At 58.1% G+C, this 19,414-nt stretch carries 16 protein-coding genes; 6 read left to right on the forward strand and 10 right to left on the reverse strand.

Going from position 1 to position 19,414, the window contains the following annotated elements; all coding sequences use genetic code 11:
- Positions 1-256: 256 nt before the first annotated feature.
- Together rpsI and rplM are read right to left on the reverse strand one after the other, a co-directional pair.
- Positions 257-649: a 30S ribosomal protein S9 gene (gene rpsI, locus P5706_RS28230; protein ID WP_003216038.1), complete on the reverse strand. Its 393-nt coding sequence runs from the start codon at positions 647-649 to the stop codon at positions 257-259.
- Between the two features lie 14 nt (positions 650-663).
- Entirely contained in the window at positions 664-1,092 is a 429-nt protein-coding gene (gene rplM / locus P5706_RS28235; protein ID WP_003171742.1) for a 50S ribosomal protein L13, read from the reverse strand.
- A gap of 248 nt (positions 1,093-1,340) precedes the next feature.
- On the opposite strand from rplM, the gene P5706_RS28240 reads away from it, so the two are divergent.
- A complete protein-coding gene (locus tag P5706_RS28240) occupies positions 1,341-2,381 on the forward strand; it encodes an NADP(H)-dependent aldo-keto reductase (protein ID WP_285683461.1) in 1,041 nt (346 codons plus the stop codon).
- 116 nt (positions 2,382-2,497) lie between these two features.
- Here P5706_RS28240 and P5706_RS28245 read toward each other — a convergent pair whose 3' ends face one another.
- Entirely contained in the window at positions 2,498-3,634 is a 1,137-nt protein-coding gene (locus P5706_RS28245) for an acyl-CoA dehydrogenase family protein (RefSeq protein WP_200430784.1), read from the reverse strand.
- A gap of 220 nt (positions 3,635-3,854) precedes the next feature.
- Here P5706_RS28245 and P5706_RS28250 point away from each other — a divergent pair, with 220 nt between their 5' ends.
- Positions 3,855-4,775, forward strand: a complete 921-nt coding sequence (locus P5706_RS28250; RefSeq protein ID WP_177336516.1) for a GlxA family transcriptional regulator — start codon at positions 3,855-3,857, stop codon at positions 4,773-4,775.
- Between the two features lie 134 nt (positions 4,776-4,909).
- Here P5706_RS28250 and P5706_RS28255 read toward each other — a convergent pair whose 3' ends face one another.
- From P5706_RS28255 to P5706_RS28270, 4 genes are all read right to left on the reverse strand, one after another.
- A complete protein-coding gene (locus P5706_RS28255; protein WP_285683466.1) occupies positions 4,910-6,151 on the reverse strand; it encodes a hypothetical protein in 1,242 nt (413 codons plus the stop codon).
- 33 nt (positions 6,152-6,184) lie between these two features.
- Positions 6,185-7,279: a cell division protein ZapE gene (gene zapE, locus P5706_RS28260; RefSeq protein ID WP_200430782.1), complete on the reverse strand. Its 1,095-nt coding sequence runs from the start codon at positions 7,277-7,279 to the stop codon at positions 6,185-6,187.
- A 79-nt stretch (positions 7,280-7,358) separates the two neighbouring features.
- A complete protein-coding gene (locus tag P5706_RS28265; RefSeq protein ID WP_285683469.1) occupies positions 7,359-8,714 on the reverse strand; it encodes a tryptophan--tRNA ligase in 1,356 nt (451 codons plus the stop codon).
- A gap of 24 nt (positions 8,715-8,738) precedes the next feature.
- Positions 8,739-9,368: an alpha/beta hydrolase gene (locus tag P5706_RS28270; RefSeq protein WP_285683472.1), complete on the reverse strand. Its 630-nt coding sequence runs from the start codon at positions 9,366-9,368 to the stop codon at positions 8,739-8,741.
- A 147-nt stretch (positions 9,369-9,515) separates the two neighbouring features.
- Here P5706_RS28270 and P5706_RS28275 point away from each other — a divergent pair, with 147 nt between their 5' ends.
- Positions 9,516-9,953 (forward strand): Z-ring associated ZapG family protein, encoded by a 438-nt coding sequence (locus tag P5706_RS28275; protein WP_285683474.1) that lies wholly within the window; start codon positions 9,516-9,518, stop codon positions 9,951-9,953.
- 194 nt (positions 9,954-10,147) lie between these two features.
- Here the strand turns inward: P5706_RS28275 and P5706_RS28280 are convergent, their stop codons facing one another.
- Positions 10,148-11,872, reverse strand: coding sequence for an ABC transporter ATP-binding protein/permease (locus P5706_RS28280; protein ID WP_285683476.1), 1,725 nt, complete (start codon positions 11,870-11,872; stop codon positions 10,148-10,150).
- Between the two features lie 258 nt (positions 11,873-12,130).
- On the opposite strand from P5706_RS28280, the gene P5706_RS28285 reads away from it, so the two are divergent.
- Positions 12,131-14,758 carry a dermonecrotic toxin domain-containing protein gene (locus P5706_RS28285; protein ID WP_285683478.1) on the forward strand — a complete coding sequence of 876 codons (2,628 nt, stop codon included), beginning with the start codon at positions 12,131-12,133 and terminating at the stop codon, positions 14,756-14,758.
- 87 nt (positions 14,759-14,845) lie between these two features.
- On the opposite strand, the gene P5706_RS28290 is transcribed toward P5706_RS28285, so the two are convergent.
- Entirely contained in the window at positions 14,846-15,406 is a 561-nt protein-coding gene (locus P5706_RS28290) for a response regulator transcription factor (protein ID WP_003171731.1), read from the reverse strand.
- Entirely contained in the window at positions 15,399-16,661 is a 1,263-nt protein-coding gene (locus tag P5706_RS28295; RefSeq protein WP_017138277.1) for an ATP-binding protein, read from the reverse strand. The genes P5706_RS28290 and P5706_RS28295 overlap by 8 nt, the downstream gene beginning before the upstream one ends.
- A 205-nt stretch (positions 16,662-16,866) precedes the next feature.
- On the opposite strand from P5706_RS28295, the gene P5706_RS28300 reads away from it, so the two are divergent.
- Complete coding sequence (locus tag P5706_RS28300) at positions 16,867-17,583, forward strand: SIMPL domain-containing protein (RefSeq protein WP_200430778.1); 717 nt, start codon at positions 16,867-16,869, stop codon at positions 17,581-17,583.
- Between the two features lie 90 nt (positions 17,584-17,673).
- Entirely contained in the window at positions 17,674-19,275 is a 1,602-nt protein-coding gene (locus tag P5706_RS28305) for an ABC transporter substrate-binding protein (RefSeq protein ID WP_285683482.1), read from the forward strand.
- Positions 19,276-19,414 lie beyond the last annotated feature (139 nt).

The following is a 19,414-nucleotide window of genomic DNA, read 5'->3' on the forward strand; positions in this document are numbered from 1 at the left end:
TCCCATCAGCTTTTTGGCCTGTTAAATCAGGCGTCTACTAAGTGTTGAATCTTTACTTATAAAAATTTTGTCGGATGGTAATGAAAAGCCCCACGTATGACAAGGGAATTGCCCTGGGCTCAGCCTCCAGGCCTTGTAGTATAGGGGGTCTACGGATGTGGCAAGTTGTCACGGCGAAATTTATGCATAAATCGCAGGCAATAAAAAACGCCCAGCTCCGTGAGGAGTTGGGCGTTTTTGTGGAACGTAAAGCGAATTAACGCTTCGAGTACTGCGGACGCTTACGCGCTTTACGCAGACCGACTTTCTTACGTTCAACTTCACGAGCATCGCGAGTTACGAAGCCAGCTTTGCGCAGAGCGCCACGCAGGGTTTCGTCGTACTGCATCAGAGCGCGAGTGATACCGTGGCGGATTGCGCCAGCTTGACCACTTACACCGCCACCGATAACGGTGACGTAGATGTCGAACTTTTCAACAGTCTCGGTCAGTTCCAGCGGCTGACGAACTACCATGCGGGCAGTTTCGCGACCGAAGAAGTTTTCCAGAGTGCGGTTGTTGATCGAGATGTTACCAGTACCCGGACGCAGGAAAACGCGAGCGGTAGCGGTTTTGCGACGGCCAGTGCCGTAATTTTGAGTCGCCGACATAATGAACTATTCCGTTAAAACTTCAGTTCTTGGGGCTGCTGAGCAGCATGAGGGTGTACAGCGCCCGCATAGACTTTCAGCTTGCGAAACATATCGCGACCCAGTGGGCCCTTAGGCAGCATACCTTTGACCGCGATTTCGATCGGGGCTTCAGGCTTCTTGGAGATCAGGCCTTCGAAGTTCGAAGACTTGATACCGCCTGGGAAACCGGAGTGACGGTAGTACATTTTGTCTTGCGCTTTGTTGCCGGTAACACGTACCTGCTCGGCGTTGATGATGACAATGTAGTCACCGGTGTCAACGTGAGGGGTGTACTCAGGCTTGTGCTTGCCACGCAGACGGCTGGCGACTTCAGTGGCCAGACGACCCAGGGTCTGACCAGCGGCGTCGACGACAAACCAGTCGCGCTGAACTGTTTCCGGTTTTGCAGTAAAAGTTGTCATTCTTTAATAGCCTCAGGGGCCGCCCTGTAAATTAGACGGCGGATCTTACTGAATAGTGCGTACTTTGACAAGTCAAAGGCAGCCGGATACAGACGCTATCGGGGGCTCGGGTCGGCGCGTCCGTTCAACGGCAAGATTCTTCGGCAGGCGGCGCATCACTTCCACTGCAGAAAGAGGTGGGCAATTATGCAGATTGCGAAAAAAAATTCAACCTGCTTTTATGATTGTTTTCCCCGAAGGAGTACCCGATGGATTATCGACAGCTGGGCCGCACCGATCTGAACGTAAGCGCGATCGCCTTGGGCACCATGACTTGGGGTGAGCAGAACACCGAGGCAGAGGCCTTCGCGCAGATCGAACGGGCCAAGGCCGCGGGGATCAACTTCCTCGACACCGCCGAAATGTACCCGGTGCCGCCCAAGGCCGACACCTATGCCACCACCGAGCGCTACATCGGTAATTACTTCAAGAGCCGTGGCGACCGTGCCGACTGGATCCTCGCCAGCAAGATCGCCGGCCCCGGCAATACCATCGACTACATTCGCGACGGCCACCTGCGCCACAACCGCAAGCACATCGTCGACGCCCTGGATGCCAGCCTCAAGCGCCTGCAAACCGACTGGATCGACCTCTACCAGCTGCACTGGCCGGAGCGCAGCACCAACTTCTTTGGCCAACTGAGCTACAAGCACAAGGACGAAGACAACCTGACCCCGCTGGAAGAAACCCTCGAAGCGCTGGACGAACAGGTCAAGGCCGGCAAGATCCGCCATATCGGCCTGTCCAACGAAACCCCGTGGGGCACCATGAAATTCCTGGCCCTGGCCGAAGCCCGAGGCTGGACCCGCGCCGTATCGATCCAGAACCCCTACAACCTGCTCAACCGCAGCTTTGAGGTGGGTTTGGCGGAAGTGGCTATTCGTGAGCAATGCGGCTTGCTGGCCTATTCACCGCTGGCCTTCGGCATGCTCAGCGGCAAATACGAAAATGGCGCACGCCCGGCCAAGGCGCGCCTCACCGAGTACAGCCGTTTCAGCCGCTACTTCAACCCGCAGTCGGAAGCCGCGTGCAGCCGTTATGTGGCCCTGGCACGGGAACATGGCCTGGACCCGGCGCAGATGGCGCTGGCGTTTGTGACACAGCAGCCGTTTGTGACCAGCAATATTATTGGCGCCACGAGCCTGGAGCAACTGGACAGCAACATTGCCAGTGCTGACCTGAAACTGTCCAAGGAAGTGCTGGACGGGATTGAAGCGATTCAGAAGGATCATCCGAACCCTGCGCCTTGATTGATCTTTAGATAGCTATCGCAGACAAGCCAGCTCCCACATTTGACTGTGTTCACAGTTCAAAGTGTGGGAGCTGGCTTGCCTGCGATGGGGCCCTGAGCAGCACCACAAAACCATCAAAGCGCCCGCGCAATAATCTCCTTCATGATCTCATTGGTCCCCGCATAAATGCGCTGCACCCGCGCATCCGCCCAAGCCCGTGCAATCGGGTATTCCCACATAAAGCCGTAGCCGCCGTGCAACTGCACGCACTCGTCGAGCACCTTGCATTGCAGGTCCGTGGCCCAGTACTTGGCCATCGCGGCGGTGGGCACGTCGAGCTTGCCTTCCAGGTGCAGCGCCATGCATTTGTCGACAAACACGCGGCCGATCTGAATCTCGGTGGCCATCTCCGCCAGCTTGAACCGAGTGTTCTGAAAGTCGGCAATCGCCTTGCCGAACGCCTTGCGCTCGCGGGTGTACTCCAGGGTCCACGCCAGCGCGGCTTCGGCGGATGACAGCGCGCCAATCGCCACCGTCAGGCGCTCCTGAGGCAGCTCCTGCATCAAGTAGGCAAAGCCCATGCCCGCCTGGCCCAGCAGGTTTTCCTTGGGCACGCGTACATCCTGAAAGAACAGCTCCGAGGTGTCCTGGGCCTTCATACCCACCTTCTCCAGGCGCTTGCCCTTGTCGAAGCCTGGCGTATCAGCTTCTACCAGAAACAGGCTGGTGCCCTTGGCGCCAGCCTTGGGGTCGGTCTTGGCTACCACGATCACCAACTCGGCGAGGTAGCCATTGGTGATAAACGTTTTGGAGCCGTTGATCACATACTCGTCGCCGTCCAACACGGCGGTGGTCTTCACACCTTGCAGGTCAGAACCGGCACCCGGCTCGGTCATGGCGATGGCCGTCACCATCTCGCCGGAGATCAATTTGGGCAGGTACTTTTGCTTCAGCGCCTCACTGCCGTAATGCAGGATATAGGGCGCGACGATGTCCGAATGCAGGGAAAAGCCAATGCCGGTAAGGCCCAGGCGGCTGATCTCTTCGATCACTACTGCACTGTACAAAAAGTCCGCGCCCAGCCCGCCGTATTCTTCCGGCAGATGGGAGCACAGCATCCCCGCCTCCCCCGCCTTGCTCCACAGGTTACGGTCGATATAACCCTGCTTTTCCCACTGCCCATGGAACGGCGCGGCGTGTTTTTCAAGGAAGGTGCGCACGCTCTCGCGGAAGAGTTCGTGCTCCGAGCTGAACAAGGTTCTGGGGATCATGGGTCACCTGTGTGGATTGTCGGACAAAGACCAGACCACAGAGCCTATGCCGCGAAGGCGTCACAGGACACTGGACACATGCGACAAAAAATAAGACGATCCAGCCGTCTGGTGACCACTTTCCCCTATAAGAATAAATGAAATTATGTCTAACCAAATCTCCACGCCGTTGCGGCGCGTCAGCATTTTGGCCATTGATCGGGTATTCGCTTCCACCCTCATGCAAGCCAAGGATTTCTTCCACCTCGCCAGCCTGCGTTACGGCAAGCAGCAAGGCCTGGGCCTTACCCCGGCATTCGAGACGCGCCTGGTCAGCCCCGACGGGCAGTCGGTACGCAGCTTCAGCGATGTGATCATGCCGGTGGACGGCGGCCTGGAAAACGCCGACATCATTGTGTTGCCGGCCTTCTGGGATGACTTCGAAGCCCTGTGCAGCCGCTACCCGCAAGTGCTGCCGTGGTTGCGCGAACAACATGCGCGCGGCGCGGTGCTGTGCGGCGAAGCCACTGGGGTGTTCTGGCTGGCCGAAGCCGGGCTGCTCGATGGCAAGGAGGCGACCACTTACTGGCGCTTCTTCAACGCCTTCAGCGAGCGTTTCCCCAAGGTGCAGCTCAACCAGGACAAGCACCTCACCGACGCCGACAACCTGTACTGCGCCGGCGGCACTACCTCAGCGTGCGACCTTTACATCTACCTGATCGAACGCTTCTGCGGCGCCAACATCGCCCAGGCCGTGGCCCGCGACATCCTTTACGAAGTGCAGCGTAACTACGCGCCAGGGCGCATCGGTTTTGGTGGGCAGAAGCTGCACCAGGACGTGATCATCCTGCAGATCCAGCACTGGCTGGAAGAGCACTTTGCCGACAAGTTCCGCTTCGAAGACGTCGCTCGGGAACACGGCATGAGCATCCGTAACTTCATGCGGCGGTTCCAGACTGCGACCGGTGACAAGCCGCTGCACTACCTGCAAAGGCTGCGCATCGAGACGGCCAAAGGCCTGCTCTCGGGCAGCCGCAAGAGCATCAAGACCATCAGTTATGAGGTGGGTTACGACGATGCAAGCTTCTTTGCGCGGCTGTTCCGGCAACACACCGAGCTGTCGCCGAACCAGTATCGCCAACAGTTCCAGCAAGCCGCCTGACCCCGGTTGTACACAGTCCCATGTGGGAGCTGGCTTGCCTGCGATGGCGGTGTATCAGTGCATACATCTGCTGCTGACCCACCGCCATCGCGGGCAAGCCCGGCTCCCACATCTGATCTCCAATGCTTTGAAGATCACCCATAAATAAAGGCCCGCATCACTGCTGGCCGCATAACCCCTGGCGAACACAAACCAATGTGGGAGCTGGCTTGCCTGCGATAGCGGTGTATCAGTGCATACATCGGCTGCTGACCCACCGCCATCGCGGGCAAGCCCGGCTCCCACAGTTGATCTCCGTTGCTTTGAAGATCACCCATAAAAAAGGTCCGCATCACTGCAGGCCGCATAACCCCTGGCGAACACAAACCAATGTGGTAGCTGGCTTGCCTGCGATGGCGGTGTATCAGTGCATACATCGGCTGCTGACCCACCGCCATCGCGGGCAAGCCCGGCTCCCACATTTGATCTCCATTGTTCTGAAGATCACCCATAAAAAAGGCCCGCATCACTGCAGGCCGCATAACCCCAGGCGAACACAAACCAATGTGGGAGCTGGCTTGCCTGCGATGGCGGTGGATCAGTGCATACATCGGCTGCTGACCCACCGCCATCGCGGGCAAGCCCGGCTCCCACAGTTGATCTTCGTTGCTTTGAAGATCACCCATAAAAAAGGCCTGCATCACTGCAGGCCGCATAACCCCAGGCGAACACAAACCAAGGTGGGAGCTGGCTTGCCTGCGATAGCGGTGGATCAGTGCATATATCGGCTGCTGACCCACCGCCATCGCGGGCAAGTCCGGCTCCCACAGTTGATCTCCATTGTTCTGGAGAACACCCATAAAAAAGGCCCGCATCACTGCAGGCCGCATAACCCCTGGCGAACACAAACCAAGGTGGGAGCTGGCTTGCCTGCGATGGCGGTGTATCAGTGCATACATCGGCTGCTGACCCACCGCCATCGCGGGCAAGCCCGGCTCCCACAGTTGATCTCCATTGTTCTGGAGAACACCCATAAAAAAGGCCTGCATCACTGCTGGCCGCATAACCCCTGGCGAACACAAACCAATGTGGGAGCTGGCTTGCCTGCGATGGCGGTGTATCAGTGCATACATCTGCTGCTGACCCACCGCCATCGCGGGCAAGCCCGGCTCCCACAGGTGATCTCCATTGCTTTGAAGATCACCCATAAAAAAGGCCCGCATCACTGCAGGCCGCATAACCCCTGGCGAACACAAACCAAGGTGGGAGCTGGCTTGCCTGCGATGGCGGTGTATCAGTGCATACATCTGCTGCTGACCCACCGCCATCGCGGGCAAGCCCGGCTCCCACAGGTGATCTCCATTGCTTTGAAGATCACCCATAAAAAAGGCCCGCATCACTGCAGGCCTTTTTCATTTCAAGCACGTCGCTTACGGCTTGTGCCCGCGCGACAGGAACTCGTGGGACTGCATTTCGAGCAAGCGGCTCAGGGTGCGCTGGAATTCGAAGTTCAAGCGACCACCCGTGTAGAGGTCCTTGAGCTCGACTTCCGCCGAGATGATCAGCTTGACGTTGCGGTCATAGAACTCGTCGACCATGTTGATAAACCGCCGCGCGATGTCATCGGTGGTAACGCTCATCTGCTCCACGCCGCTCAAGATCACCGCGTGGAAGATCTTGCCCAACTCGATGTAGTCATTCTGGCTACGCGGGCCGTCGCACAGCTGGCGGAACTCGAACCAGGCCACGTCATCGCAGGTACGCAGGGCGATGATTTCGCGGTTCTCGATCATCAGCTTGTCGTTTTCCACCGCTTGGGTGCATTCCGGCGTCAGCGCGCGGAAGCTCTTTTTCAGGCTTTCATGCGCCGCTTCGTTCAGCGGGAAGTGGAATAACTCGGCCTGCTCAAGGTGACGCAAACGGTAATCGACGCCGCTGTCGACGTTGACGATGTCGGTGTTCTGCTTGATCAGCGCGATGGCCGGCAGAAAGCGCGCACGTTGCAGGCCGTCCTTGTACAAGCCGTCGGGCACGATGTTCGAGGTGGCGACCAGGGTCACGCCGTTCTTGAACAGCTCTTCCATCAGGGTGCCGAGGATCATGGCGTCGGTGATGTCGGAGACGAAGAATTCATCGAAGCAGATGACCCGCGCTTCGTCGGAGAAGCGCTTGGCGATGATGGTCAGCGGGTTTTTCTCGCCCGGCAGCGTCTTCATCTCTTCGTGCACACGCTTCATGAAGCGGTGGAAGTGCGTACGCACCTTTTCCTTAAAGGGCAGTGCTTCAAAGAAGGTGTCGACCAGGTAGGTCTTGCCGCGGCCCACGCCACCCCAGAAGTACAGGCCTTTGACCGGCGTGTGGTCTTTCTTGCCAAACAGCTTGCTGAACATCCCTGGCTTGTTGTGCGAGGCCGCGACCAAGTCGTCGTACAGGCGCTGCAAATGACGCACCGCGTTTTCCTGGGCCGCGTCATGGAAGAATTCAGGGCGTTTCAGATCAGCTTGATATCGTTCTAGGGGCGTCATAATTTCGTTAGCAAGGCAACAAAAACGGGCCGTCACTGTAACGACGGCCCTGGATAATGGCAATCAACCCTTGGTCGGGTTAATCCTCGATGGGGGTCAACGCAACGCGCAGGGCGGCGATGGCTGCATCGCGCGACGTTTCGTCGGCAAATTCGGCGCTGTCGGCCACGGCCGCACCGTCCAGCCATACGCTGAAGCCTGTGGCCCCAGTGCGCACATCCAGCGCGTCGCCGCTTTGCAGTTGCTTGGTCACAGCACCCGCCGCCTTGCCGTCGGCAAAGTTGCGCGACAACAGCAATTGCTCGCCATCGGCCGACAGCAGGCGGAAGCGGAAGCTGCCGTCGTCTTCACGGAAGCTCACGAAGCGCGCAGCTTTCGCGGCTTTCTTCTTCGCCGCCACCGGCGCGGCGGCCTGGTTGACGAACGAGCGCAGGCCCACCGCTTCACGCAGCTCGGCAAGGAACGGCGCGGCCACGGCGCGGGCTTTCTTGGCGCCGATCAGCAGCAGGTCTTCCATGTCCGAGGGGCGCGACATCAACTGGTGGTAACGCTCACGCGGCTCGCCAAGCTGACTGTCGAGCAGTTGGAACAGGCGGTTCTTCGCTTCGCCCCAGCCCAGGCCTTGCAGCAGCTCGGCGCGGAACTCTTCTTCCTGAGCCTTGCTGGCAAACGCCTGGAACAAGGTGAACAGATGCGAATTGTCCGGGTCTTTGGCTTCGCCAGGCGCGCGCGAATCGGTGACGATCCGCGAGATCGCCTCCTTCATCTCCTTGGCGCTGGTGAACAACGGGATGGTGTTGTCGTAGCTCTTGGACATCTTGCGGCCATCCAGGCCCGGCAAGGTGGCGACGCTTTCTTCGATCAACGCCTCGGGCATGGTGAAGAATTCTTTACCGTTGCCGAACAGGTGGTTGAAGCGCTGGCCAATGTCGCGGGCCATTTCCACGTGCTGGATCTGGTCACGGCCCACCGGAACCTTGTGCGCGTTGAACATCAGGATGTCCGCCGCCATCAGCACCGGGTAGCTGTACAGGCCCATGCTGATGCCCGCGTCCAGGTCTTCGCCGGCTTCGACGTTCTTGTCCACCGAGGCTTTGTAGGCGTGGGCGCGGTTGAGCAGGCCCTTGGCGGCAACACAGGTCAGCAGCCAGGTCAGCTCGGGAATTTCCGGGATGTCGGACTGGCGATAGAAAGTCACCCGGTTCACATCCAGGCCACCGGCCAGCCAGGTCGCGGCGATTTCCATACGCGAGCGCTGGATGCGCTGCGGGTCATCGCACTTGATCAGGGCGTGGTAGTCGGCCAGGAAGTAGAAGGAATCGGCATTCGCGTCTTGGCTGGCGAGGATAGCCGGGCGGATCGCACCGGCGTAGTTGCCCAGGTGCGGCGTGCCGGTGGTGGTGATGCCGGTGAGGATACGGGTACGAGTCGTCATGGGTAATCGCTTATCAGACTGCTATCAATTCGAGAGGCGCGGCAGCACCAGATCCTTTAGATCGGTGAGCTTGCCATGAAAAAAGTGTCCGCATTCTGCCACTTTCAGCAGCTCATGGGGGCGTTTGAGGGCCGCAGACCAGTCATAGACCAGTTGTGGGTCGACCACTTCATCGGTTTCCGGCTGGATCAGGGTCAATGGGCAGTCTTGGGGCAGCACGTCGCTATCACGCAGGCGCATCACCGCAGCGGCGACCATGAACAGGTGCGACAGCTTTTCGCCCTTGGCTTCCAGGCGGCCACCGAGACTGGCGGCGACGTAGCCGCCGAATGAGAAACCGAGCAAGGTGATCGGCAGGTCGGGGTGTTTTTCCCTCAGCCAGGTAGCAGCCGCTTCGGCATCATCCACTTCACCGGCGGCCATGTCGTGCGTGCCAGCACTTGCGCCGACGCCACGGTAATTGAAACGTAAAGTAATCAAACCAGCATCGCGGGCAGTGCGCTGCAGGGTCGAAACGACTTTATTGAGCATGGTCCCGCCTTGCACCGGGTTAGGGTGGCAGATCAGCGCCAGGCCGCGTGGCTCGGGGTGATCCAGGTACAAGGCTTCCAATTGGCCTACCGGGCCAGCGATCAAAACGGGGGTTTCACGCATGAGCAAGGAATGAACTCCGTGACCTCTCAAAGGGTCGACTCGTCTAGCTAAAAGTCTGTGCATGGCATCATTGCGAGCTTAATCGCGGTATACAGCGCAGGTCCGAGCCGTTAACGTAAAGCAAAGCCGTTTATAGAGGAAGGACTCGTGGAACACTCGCTCTTAGTTTGGTTGTTGCCGACTCTTGCCCTGGTTGCCGGTGTCGCCATTGGATTCCTGGTTGCCCGCTTGCTGCCGAATGCCGCGCCTAACCGCACGCAGCGTCAGCTGGATGACATTCAGGAACGTTTTGAAAGTTATCAGAACGAGGTTGTTACCCACTTCAACAGCACCGCGACCCTGGTCAAGAAGCTCACCCAGAGCTACCAGGAAGTACAGGATCATCTCGCCGATGGCGCCAACCGCCTCGCCCTCGACGACATCACCCGCCAGCGCCTGCTGGCCGCGTTGCATTCCGATGCACCGCAAGCCCCACGGGAGCGCTTGACGCCACCGCGGGAAAACCAGGAGCCACCCCGGGACTACGCGCCAAAAACGCCGAACGCCCCAGGCATGCTGGATGAGCATTACGGTTTGAAGAAGTAAGTTTTTTTCAAACACTAAAAAGCCCGGTTGATCGATGATCAGCCGGGCTTTTTTGTGGGCCTCAATCAAGCAGGCTACACCGGTCAACTGTGGGAGCTGGCTTGCCTGCGATAGCGGTGTATCAGCAAAGCTTCCATTGCCTGACACACCGCCATCGCGGGCAAGCCCGACTCCCACATTGACCGCGTAAGACCTTAAGCCGGTTGTTGCTCCTGCAACAGCCCACCTTCGATCCGCACATGCCGCCCATGGAAGCGCTTGAGGCTGCTGCGATGGCCGACGCTGACGATACTCAGCCCCGGCAGTTCATCGATCAACGCCTGATACAAGCTCGCTTCATCCTCCTCATCCATGGCCGAGGTGGCTTCGTCCATGTACATCCACTGCGGCGCGAACAGCAAGGCGCGGGCGAAGGCCAGGCGTTGCTGCTCACCGGGCGAGAGCATGCGTTGCCAATGGTTGGCCTCATCCAGACGGCTGACCAGATGCGGCAAACGGCAGGTTTCCAGGACCTGTGCATAACGTTCGGCCGGGTAAGCGCTGTCGTCTTGTGGATAACTCAACACGGCCTTCAGGCTGCCAATCGGCAAGTAAGGCTTTTGCGGCAGGAACAGATAACGCGCCGTCGGCAGCCGAATACTGCCGTGGCCCGCAGGCCACAAGTTGCCCATGGCACGCAGCAGCGTACTTTTGCCGCTACCGGAACGCCCACTGAGCATCACGCGCTGGCCAGGCTCTACGGTCATGTCCGCGTCGGTAAGCAGGTGGCGGCCGTCGGCCAGGTCCATGCCCAGGTCTTTCACCACCAGTTGCTCGCCTTGCGGGCGCACATCAATGGCCGGAGCACGCTGCTCGTTTTCGCTCATGGCCTGATGGAAACTCAGCAAACGGTCACTGGTCGCGCGCCAGCTGGCGAGGTCGGAGTAAGCGGTGATAAACCAGCTGAAGTTGCCCTGCACATTGCCGAACGCCGAGTTGATTTGCATCAGCTCGCCCAGTTCGATCTTGCCGGAGAAATAGCGCGGTGCCGCCACGATAAACGCAAAAACGATGGCGATCTGCTCATAACCAGCGGTGAAGAAGGTCAGGCGCTTGGACACTTTCATGATGTCCCAATAGTTGTGCCAGACCTTGCCGAACCGCGCACTCAAACGCTGATTTTCGTTTGGCTCGCCATTGTACAAAGCAATGCTTTCGGCATTTTCCCGCACGCGAACCATGGAGAAACGCAAGTCTGCTTCGAAACGTTGCTGCTGGTTACTAAGGCCGATCAAACGACGGCCGATCAGGTGCGTCAGCCAACTGCCGACGGCGGCATACAGCAGCGCGCACCAGAACATGTAGCCGGGGATGGTGATACCAAAGACTTCGATGCTGCCCGACACACCCCACAGGATGATCGAGAACGACACCAGGCTGACGACGTTGCGCAGCAGCCCCAGACTCAAGCTCAACGTCGTCGACGTAAAGTTATTGAGGTCTTCGGAAATACGTTGGTCCGGGTTATCGGTATAACCGCCCTGTTCCAACTGGTAGTAGTTCTTGTGGCTAAGCCAGCGCGCGAAATACTTTTCGGTGAGCCAGGCACGCCAGCGAATCGTCAGCATCTGAGTCAGGTACAGGCGGTAGACCGCAGCAACAATCGCCACGGCGGCGAGCATGCAGAAATAGCCGATCAGTTGCCAAAAGGCGGCCGTGTCCTTCTTCTCCAAGGCGTTGTAGAAGTCCTTGTACCAATGGTTGATCCAGACGGAAAAGGCCACACTGAACAGCGACAGGGCAATCACTGCTGCCAGCAAGACCCAGGCCTTGCCCTTCTCTTCGCTGCGCCAGTAAGGCGCTATCAGCGCCCAGGTTCGGCGAAAAAAATGCCCACGCACCGCGTCGTTGACCGCGGAATACTCAGCGTTCTGATTCATCGTTCAGGCTCTGTAAGGAAATGTGACAGGCGTTTGAACCGATCATAGACGATCGGTTCAGGGCTCCGTGCAGCCTGAAGCGGATTGTTCAGACTTTGTTCAGCGCCGTAAAGGATGCATCACTAGCTTGATGCAGTACGCGCCGCGATACCTCGTGTTATTTCGCAAGAAAAAGCAGATGACATAGGCCATGGAACGTTGCCGACCGCCGCACCACACAGGAAACAGTCAATAAACATTCCTGTTCGAGGCTCCTCTATGCACATCGGAAACCGACGCATCAGCCCTAACCTGGCGTTGAATGAGCCAAAGCTGCCGCCCGAAAACGAGCGTGACCCAATCAACCCTGGTGTTCGCCAAAAGCGTGCGATCGACTCCCGCTCGCCTGCCTATCAAGAACTTGTGCCGCAAGTCAGGTTGCTTGACGGGTCGCCAGAGAACGGCTTCGAAACAGTCAGCGTCAATCCTGATCCAGACAAACGTATAGGGCTAGGTGAGAAAGTACCACCCCAGGCCAATCTGGGCCGCAACATCGACATTGAGCTGGCCACGCAAGAAATCACCGACTCGTTCAACAGTGTCGAACAAGAGGCTGCACAGTTCCTCAACAAAAAATTTGCAGAGTTCGCGAAAAAGGCAAAGACCCCGGCGGAAAAAGAACAGTGGGATATCGACCCTGATAACGCTTTTCTGGTGACGTTTGATTACAACACCACAGGCCAAAGGCCTTACCCCGCAAAAGTAATCCAAAGAATCTCGCTGACCCAGGCACTCATTCAAAATGCACAGGGCACCCCTTCAGGGCAAGGGTATGAAGTGCCCTTCTACGCGGGAGGGCCGGAAGTCATCGTCAAGCCTGATCTGGAAACACTCAAACCGGAGACGTTCGACCTTTCAAGTCGTTTCAATCCCTACCGGGAACAGGCCAACACCACCCATACTTTTCAAGGTATTTATAAAGAGTCCTCCGAAGAACCTGCACCGGTCTACAACGGTGGAAACCAGAGCTCGATCACGCCAGCCGAGTTCAAGAAACTGATTTGGAAGGCTGACTTTCAACAGCCTTATAAGGCGTTTCTGGATGACTTCTGGACCCGCCACCTGGGCAAATACCCCGTGATGGCCAAAGCCTCATTCATCCAATCCGCGATGGCCCAGCATCAAGAGGGCAGCCTGACCTCGCAAGGTCGCGAGTTGATCATGCGAGCGGCAGGAATGTCCGGTAATCAAGCGTCATGGCCGGACATCAAGTACGAAGACTTACAGAAGAATCCAGCCAATGATCCCACCATTGAAATGGGTTTAATCAAGCTTGGTAGCTATCAATCCACCGACCTTATGTACATAACGGATACCAAGAGCACACCTGCGCTGACCCTGCTTTACATATCCGGGAACTCTTCCCCTATACACAGCTTCAGCAGCCAGGCGGACATGAAGGAATGGATCGCAAAACAAATGGCTGACCCGGCTAAACGTGCGGCGATGGCTTTGCACTTTGCCTTGAAAGACAAACCCAACGGGTTCGCACGCGCGGGCCTGGACGAGACGCTGGCGGGCCTCGGTACCTGGCCTGAAAAACGTGAAACCCCAGGCGGTTTATTCAATTACGACCACAGGGCCTTCACCGGCTTCTGGGATCCGCAAGCGCACATCACCACAGAACCCTGCCACCTGCCGTTCGATGAAATCGCGAAACGTCAGAAAGATCGTTCCTATGCCGATGCCGATGTCCAGATAACCAGTGATGCAGACGAAACCAAAAAGGCCATTTTATCAGCGCTGAAAAAAACCGAAAAAATCGCCCTGTTTCTGGCTCCGCTGGCACTGGTGATGCCTGAAGTGGCATTGGCACTGGATGCCTTTTACCTGGCAGACGGCTTAGCCACCACGGTGATAGGCATTGACGACACAATGCACGGTAAAACCACTGGCACGGAGCGCATTGTATTCGGTGTGTTCAATGCCGCTACCGTCGTGATCCCGCAACTCGTCAAAGCGGGCAAGTCAGTAGAAGGCGTCGCCGACAACATCGAGTCCAATACGCTGCACGTCGATGATAAACCTGCACCAACCACCCCGGAGCCGTCGCATCTACAACCACAGGTCATGTCTCGACAGTTGCCCGACTTCAGCGCTCACGCCATGCCTGATAACTTCCTTGAGGGCCGCACCCTAAGAGGGGACGGCACCTATCAAGTGGGCGACCGGTTCTTTGTCCGTTACACGGATGGCACAGATATCAGCAGGGCATATGAAATCAGCCGGAACTATAAAATCGAGAATGGCTACGTTCGGGTCATTGATTCAGCCACTGGGAAAACAGCGATGTTCCTGGAGTCGGCGGGCAAGGGCGAATGGCGTTTAAACAAAATGAAGGGCGGAGGCAAGAAAACCATTAAGCCTGCGCCGCAGAAAAAACCACTTTCGGAAGACAATACTATTCCACCCGCCGCGACGGGTCAGTCACTGATCAATCATCAAGATTGGCAATCGATAGTGGATTCGGGCATGCACAACGGCCAACCGGTCTATATCCACTACACCGACAAGGCAGGAGCAGAAGCGATTGCTCGGGGCCAAGCCATCAATGATGCAGCGCGTGGCGCAACGCGCGAGGGTTCAAAGGGAGGCGTGTACGTCAATCCCCCGGGTCAGCAATTCAACAGCGAGAACGTCGAAGACCTGTTGTTTTTAGGTAACGAGCGTTATGTGGGCAGGGGTGACTACATGGTGATCTTCAGCACCGACCAAATTCCGGAGCAACTCGGCGCAATTACTGCCGGGAGCCCGTTCATCGAACTAAGGATGCCCAAGGACATCAAGCTGAAACCGTCGAACTTCCTGTACCTGGGCCCAAATAAGTTCCCCAACTATTTCGGTTGAAGCCCGCTTGAAACAGCGTTGGAATGACTGCAGGCACTGCTGAAATAACCGGATTTTCCGGGCATTTCAGCAGACTGGCCCGTCTACTCAGCGCCGTACCGGGCGTTTCTGCAACTTGCGTTGCAAGGTGCGACGGTGCATGCCCAACGCGCGGGCGGTTGCAGAGATATTGCCTTCGTGCTCGGTGAGCACACGCTGGATGTGTTCCCACTGCAGGCGGTCCACCGACATCGGGTTTTCCGGCACCAGCGTGTCGAGGTCGGCGTGCTCGGAGAGCAAGGCAGCCAGCACGTCGTCGGCGTCCGCCGGCTTGCACAGGTAGTTGCAGGCGCCGCGCTTGATGGCCTCGACGGCGGTGGCGATGCTGGAGTAACCGGTGAGGATCACCACGCGCATTTCCGGGTCGAGTTCCAGCAGCTTGGGCAACAGCACCAGGCCTGAGTCGCCGTCCATTTTCAGGTCGAGCGCGGCGTAGTCCGGCAGGTCGGCCTGGGCGATGGTCAGGCCTTCTTCAGCCGAGCCTGCGGTGCTTACGCGAAAGCCACGACGGCTCATTGCGCGCGCCATCACGCGGGTAAAGGTAGCGTCGTCATCTACCAGCAACAGGTGCGGCAGTTCTTCGCCTTCGACTTGGATCTCGTCACTCATCGATATCTCCTCGTGCGACACGGGGCAGGCGCAGCTCGGTGAGCGTGCCACCTTCCTCATGACTATAGAGCTTCACTGAGCCGCCCGCGCGGGTCACGCTGGCCTTGCTCAAAAACAGGCCGAGGCCGAAGCCTTTGCCCTTGGTGGTAAAAAAGGGTTTGCCAATCTGCTCGGCAATGGCCAGCGGCACGCCCGCGCCGTGGTCACGAATACTGATGGTGACGTTTTCGGCGTCCCAGTCCAGCTGTACACCCAGGCCTTCGGGGCAGGCGTCGGCGGCGTTGTTCAGCAGGTTGAGCAAGGCCTGGGTCAGGTCCGGCGGCGGCGCCATGCGCGGCACACTGCCCTGCCCTAATAGATGAAAGCGGTAACTGGCTTCGGGGCGCATCAGGTGCCAGCGGTTCAGGGCCTCGTCGAGCCACTGGGTCACGTCCTGCATCTCTACCGCCAGGCGGCGATTGGCTTCGGCGGCGCGCACCAGTTGCTGCAAGGTCTGCTTGCACTGCTTGACCTGTTCGCGCAGCACGCCGAGGTCTTCTTGCAACACCGGGTCGTGATGGTCCTGGGTCATTTCGTTAAGCAGCACGCTCATGGTCGCCAGCGGCGTGCCCAACTCGTGGGCGGCGCCGGCAGCCTGGGTGGCGACGGCGAGCAATTGCTGGTCGCGCAGGCCTTCTTCGCGGCGAATGGCGCGCAGTTCTTCCTGGCGGCGCAGCTCTTCGGCCATGCGTGCGGCAAAAAAGGTAATGACGGCGGCGGACAGGGCAAAGCTCAGCCACATCCCGTAGATCTGCAGGTTTTCGCGCGCGATGGGAAAGGTTTGCAGCGGATAGAACTGCGCCAGCAGCAAGGTATAGAGCGTCAGCGCAATTCCCGACAGCACCACCGAGTAGCGCCAGGGCAAGGTTACGGCGGCGATGGTCAGTGGCACCAGGTAATAAGAAACGAAAGGATTGGTGGAACCACCGGAGAAATACAGCAACACACTGTGGATAAACAAGTCGCAGGCCAACTGCAGCGCATACTCGAGTTCGGTCACCGGCCACGTGGTGCGCAAGCGGATGGCAGTGAACGCGCAAAGCACCGTGGAAAACGCCAGGGTTACACCCAATTGCAGCCAGGGCAGCGGCAGCAGGTCGAACCAATAGGCAAGCCCGACGGAGCCGGCCTGTGCGGCCAGTACCAGGGTGCGGATGAACGTCAGGCGCCAAAGGTTCTGGCGTGTGGCGGAAGTCAGTTTTACGGCGGCGAGCATGTGCTCTCCCGGTGAGCGCTGCAGGCGGATCGGCACGAGTATAAACGAAGCAGACCCGCCGGCACGGCGCGTGTGGCTCTTTGACGCAGGTCGAGGACATGACCGTTCGTCGGCACCGGGTCCACTTGTAGGTAATGTGTAAACCCGAAGAACCCGATGCCACCGTCTACAGTCATACCGAACACGAATCCCTCAAGGAGCTTCCATGTCTCGTTTCACTCGCAGTGCAGCTGTTATCACCCTCGGCGTCGCCACCCTTGCCAGCCTCCCCGCGTTGGCCGCCGAAGGGCTGAACTACAACCAGATTTCCCTGCGCGCCGAGGTCAGCCAGGAGGTTGCCCGCGACAAGATGATCGTCACGCTGTACACCGAGTCGCAAAATGCCGACCCGGCCAAACTCGCTGCCGAAATCACCAACACCATGAACAAGGCGCTAGGCGAAGCACGCGAAGTCAAAGGCGTGACCCTGCGCCAAGGCAGCCGCAACAGCTATCCAATTTACGACAGCAAGAACCAGAAGATCACCGGCTGGCGCGAGCGCGCTGAACTGCGCCTGGAAAGTGCCGACTTCCCGGCACTGTCCAAGCTCACCGGCGAGCTGTTGAACACCCTGAAAATGGAAAACATGGACTTCGCCATTGCCGACGCCACGCGCAAGTCCAGCGAAGATGCGTTGCTCAAGGATGCGGTCGCCGCGTTCAAGGCTCGTGCGCAGCTCGCAACTGATGCGTTGGGTGGCAAGGGTTACAAGATTGTGAACCTGAACTTCAACACCAACGGTTACCCGATGCCGTACGCGCGAAACGGCGGCATGATGATGAAAGCGGCCATGGCGGATTCGGCGCCGACCCCGGAAGTTGAAGCTGGCACCAGCCAGGTCAACATGAGTGCTGATGGGGTGATTGAAGTCCAGATGCAGTGACCTCTACCTGACAAGCCTGAACGGCGGTAACCTCGGTGACCGCCGTTTTCGTTTGGGCTGCCTCATAGAGCGGCCACTTCAGGGGTCTCCATGGAAAGAATCACCTTAAAACCGTTGCTCCTTGCCGCAGGCCTCCTGGCTTTTATGCCGATGGCTCAGGCGGCCAGCACCCTGGTCTACTGCTCCGAAGCCAGCCCCGCCGGTTTCGACCCCAGCCAGTACACCAGCGGCACCGACTTTGATGCCTCCGCCGAAACCGTGTTCAACCGCCTGACCCAGTTCAAGCGTGGCGGCACCGAGGTTGAGCCGGGCCTGGCGACGAGCTGGGATGTGTCCAAAGACGGCCTGACCTACACCTTCCATTTGCGTGATGGCGTCAAATTCCACACCACCGACTACTTCACGCCCACCCGCGACTTCAACGCGGACGACGTGCTGTTCACCTTCAATCGTTTGCTGGATGCCGACAGTCCATTTCGCAAGGCCTACCCGTCCGAGTCGCCGTACTTCACCGACATGGGGTTGAACACCACGATCAAAAGTGTCGAAAAACTCGACGAGCACACCGTGCAGTTCAACCTGAACAACGTCGACGCCTCGTTCGTGCAGAACCTGGCCATGAGCTTCGCCTCGGTGCAATCAGCCGAGTACGCCGCTCAATTGCTCAAAGAAGGCAAAGCCGAAGAGATCAACCAGAAGCCGGTGGGTACAGGCCCGTTTGTGTTTAAGCGCTACCAGAAAGACTCGCAGATTCGCTACGTGGCCAATAAACAATATTGGAAGCCCGAGGATGTGAAGCTCGACAACCTGGTGTTCGCCATCACCCCGGACGCGGCCGCACGCCTGCAAAAACTCAAGGCTGGCGAATGCCAGGTCAGCGGTTACCCGCGCCCGTCCGACATTGAGATAATGAAACAAGACCCCAATTTGCGCGTGCTGCAACAGGCCGGTTTCAATTTGGGCTTCCTGGCCTATAACGTGACCCATCCGCCGCTGGACCAGCTCAAAGTGCGCCAGGCGCTGGATATGGCCATCGATAAGCCGGCAATTATCAAGGCTGTTTACCAAAGCGCCGGACAATTGGCGCAGAACGCGCTGCCACCCGCGCAGTGGTCTTATGACCCCACGATCAAGGATGCGCCCTACGATCCGACCAAGGCCCGGGCGCTACTAAAAGAAGCAGGGGTTGCACCAGGTACCACCATCAATTTGTGGGCCATGACCGTACAGCGTGCCTCCAACCCCAACGCGCGCATGTCGGCACAAATGATCCAGCAGGATTGGGCAAAGGTCGGTATCAAAGCCAACATAATCAGCTACGAATGGGGCGAATACATCAAGCGCGCCAAAAATGGCGAGCATGACGCGATGATTTACGGCTGGACCGGTGACAACGGCGACCCCGATAACTGGCTCGGCGTGCTCTACAGTTGTGCCGCCGTCAAAGGCAGCAACTACGCCAAATGGTGTAACCCCGCATACGACAAGCTGGTGCAGCAAGCCAAGGTCAGCAGCGACCGCGAGCAACGCATCAAGTGGTATCAACAGGCGCAAAAAATACTTAAGGAACAAGTACCTATAACGCCTATTGCGAACTCGACGGTTTTCCAGCCACTGCGTAAGGAAGTGCAGGACTTCAAGATCAGCCCGTTTGGACTGACGCCGTTCTACGGTGTCAGTCTAGATAAGTAACAAGGGCGCCCCAACCGAGTGCGCCAGACGCCTCGGCTGGGCTTTTTTGGTGCGTGTAATGCACCGAAAAAACCCTCTATATATATGCATTTATGTACAAACTTTCATAAATGCGACATTCCTGTACGTTCGTACCACA

Origin of the sequence: Pseudomonas sp. ChxA, assembly GCF_030263855.1 — a bacterium.
In the GTDB taxonomy this organism is placed as follows: Bacteria; Pseudomonadota; Gammaproteobacteria; order Pseudomonadales; family Pseudomonadaceae; genus Aquipseudomonas; species Aquipseudomonas fluorescens_CB.

Excerpts from the sequence above, each read along its gene's own strand:
- P5706_RS28255 (WP_285683466.1), bottom strand. The coding sequence starts at position 6,151 with ATGCGGGCCTTTTTTATGGGTGATCTTCAAAGCAATGGAGATCACCTG.
- zapE (WP_200430782.1), bottom strand. The coding sequence starts at position 7,279 with ATGACGCCCCTAGAACGATATCAAGCTGATCTGAAACGCCCTGAATTC.
- P5706_RS28300 (WP_200430778.1), top strand. The coding sequence starts at position 16,867 with ATGTCTCGTTTCACTCGCAGTGCAGCTGTTATCACCCTCGGCGTCGCC.
- P5706_RS28285 (WP_285683478.1), top strand. The coding sequence starts at position 12,131 with ATGCACATCGGAAACCGACGCATCAGCCCTAACCTGGCGTTGAATGAG.
- P5706_RS28240 (WP_285683461.1), top strand. The coding sequence starts at position 1,341 with ATGGATTATCGACAGCTGGGCCGCACCGATCTGAACGTAAGCGCGATC.
- rplM (WP_003171742.1), bottom strand. The coding sequence starts at position 1,092 with ATGACAACTTTTACTGCAAAACCGGAAACAGTTCAGCGCGACTGGTTT.
- P5706_RS28265 (WP_285683469.1), bottom strand. The coding sequence starts at position 8,714 with ATGACGACTCGTACCCGTATCCTCACCGGCATCACCACCACCGGCACG.
- P5706_RS28270 (WP_285683472.1), bottom strand. The coding sequence starts at position 9,368 with ATGCGTGAAACCCCCGTTTTGATCGCTGGCCCGGTAGGCCAATTGGAA.
- P5706_RS28250 (WP_177336516.1), top strand. The coding sequence starts at position 3,855 with ATGCAAGCCAAGGATTTCTTCCACCTCGCCAGCCTGCGTTACGGCAAG.
- rpsI (WP_003216038.1), bottom strand. The coding sequence starts at position 649 with ATGTCGGCGACTCAAAATTACGGCACTGGCCGTCGCAAAACCGCTACC.
- P5706_RS28290 (WP_003171731.1), bottom strand. The coding sequence starts at position 15,406 with ATGAGTGACGAGATCCAAGTCGAAGGCGAAGAACTGCCGCACCTGTTG.
- P5706_RS28245 (WP_200430784.1), bottom strand. The coding sequence starts at position 3,634 with ATGATCCCCAGAACCTTGTTCAGCTCGGAGCACGAACTCTTCCGCGAG.
- P5706_RS28295 (WP_017138277.1), bottom strand. The coding sequence starts at position 16,661 with ATGCTCGCCGCCGTAAAACTGACTTCCGCCACACGCCAGAACCTTTGG.
- P5706_RS28280 (WP_285683476.1), bottom strand. The coding sequence starts at position 11,872 with ATGAATCAGAACGCTGAGTATTCCGCGGTCAACGACGCGGTGCGTGGG.
- P5706_RS28305 (WP_285683482.1), top strand. The coding sequence starts at position 17,674 with ATGGAAAGAATCACCTTAAAACCGTTGCTCCTTGCCGCAGGCCTCCTG.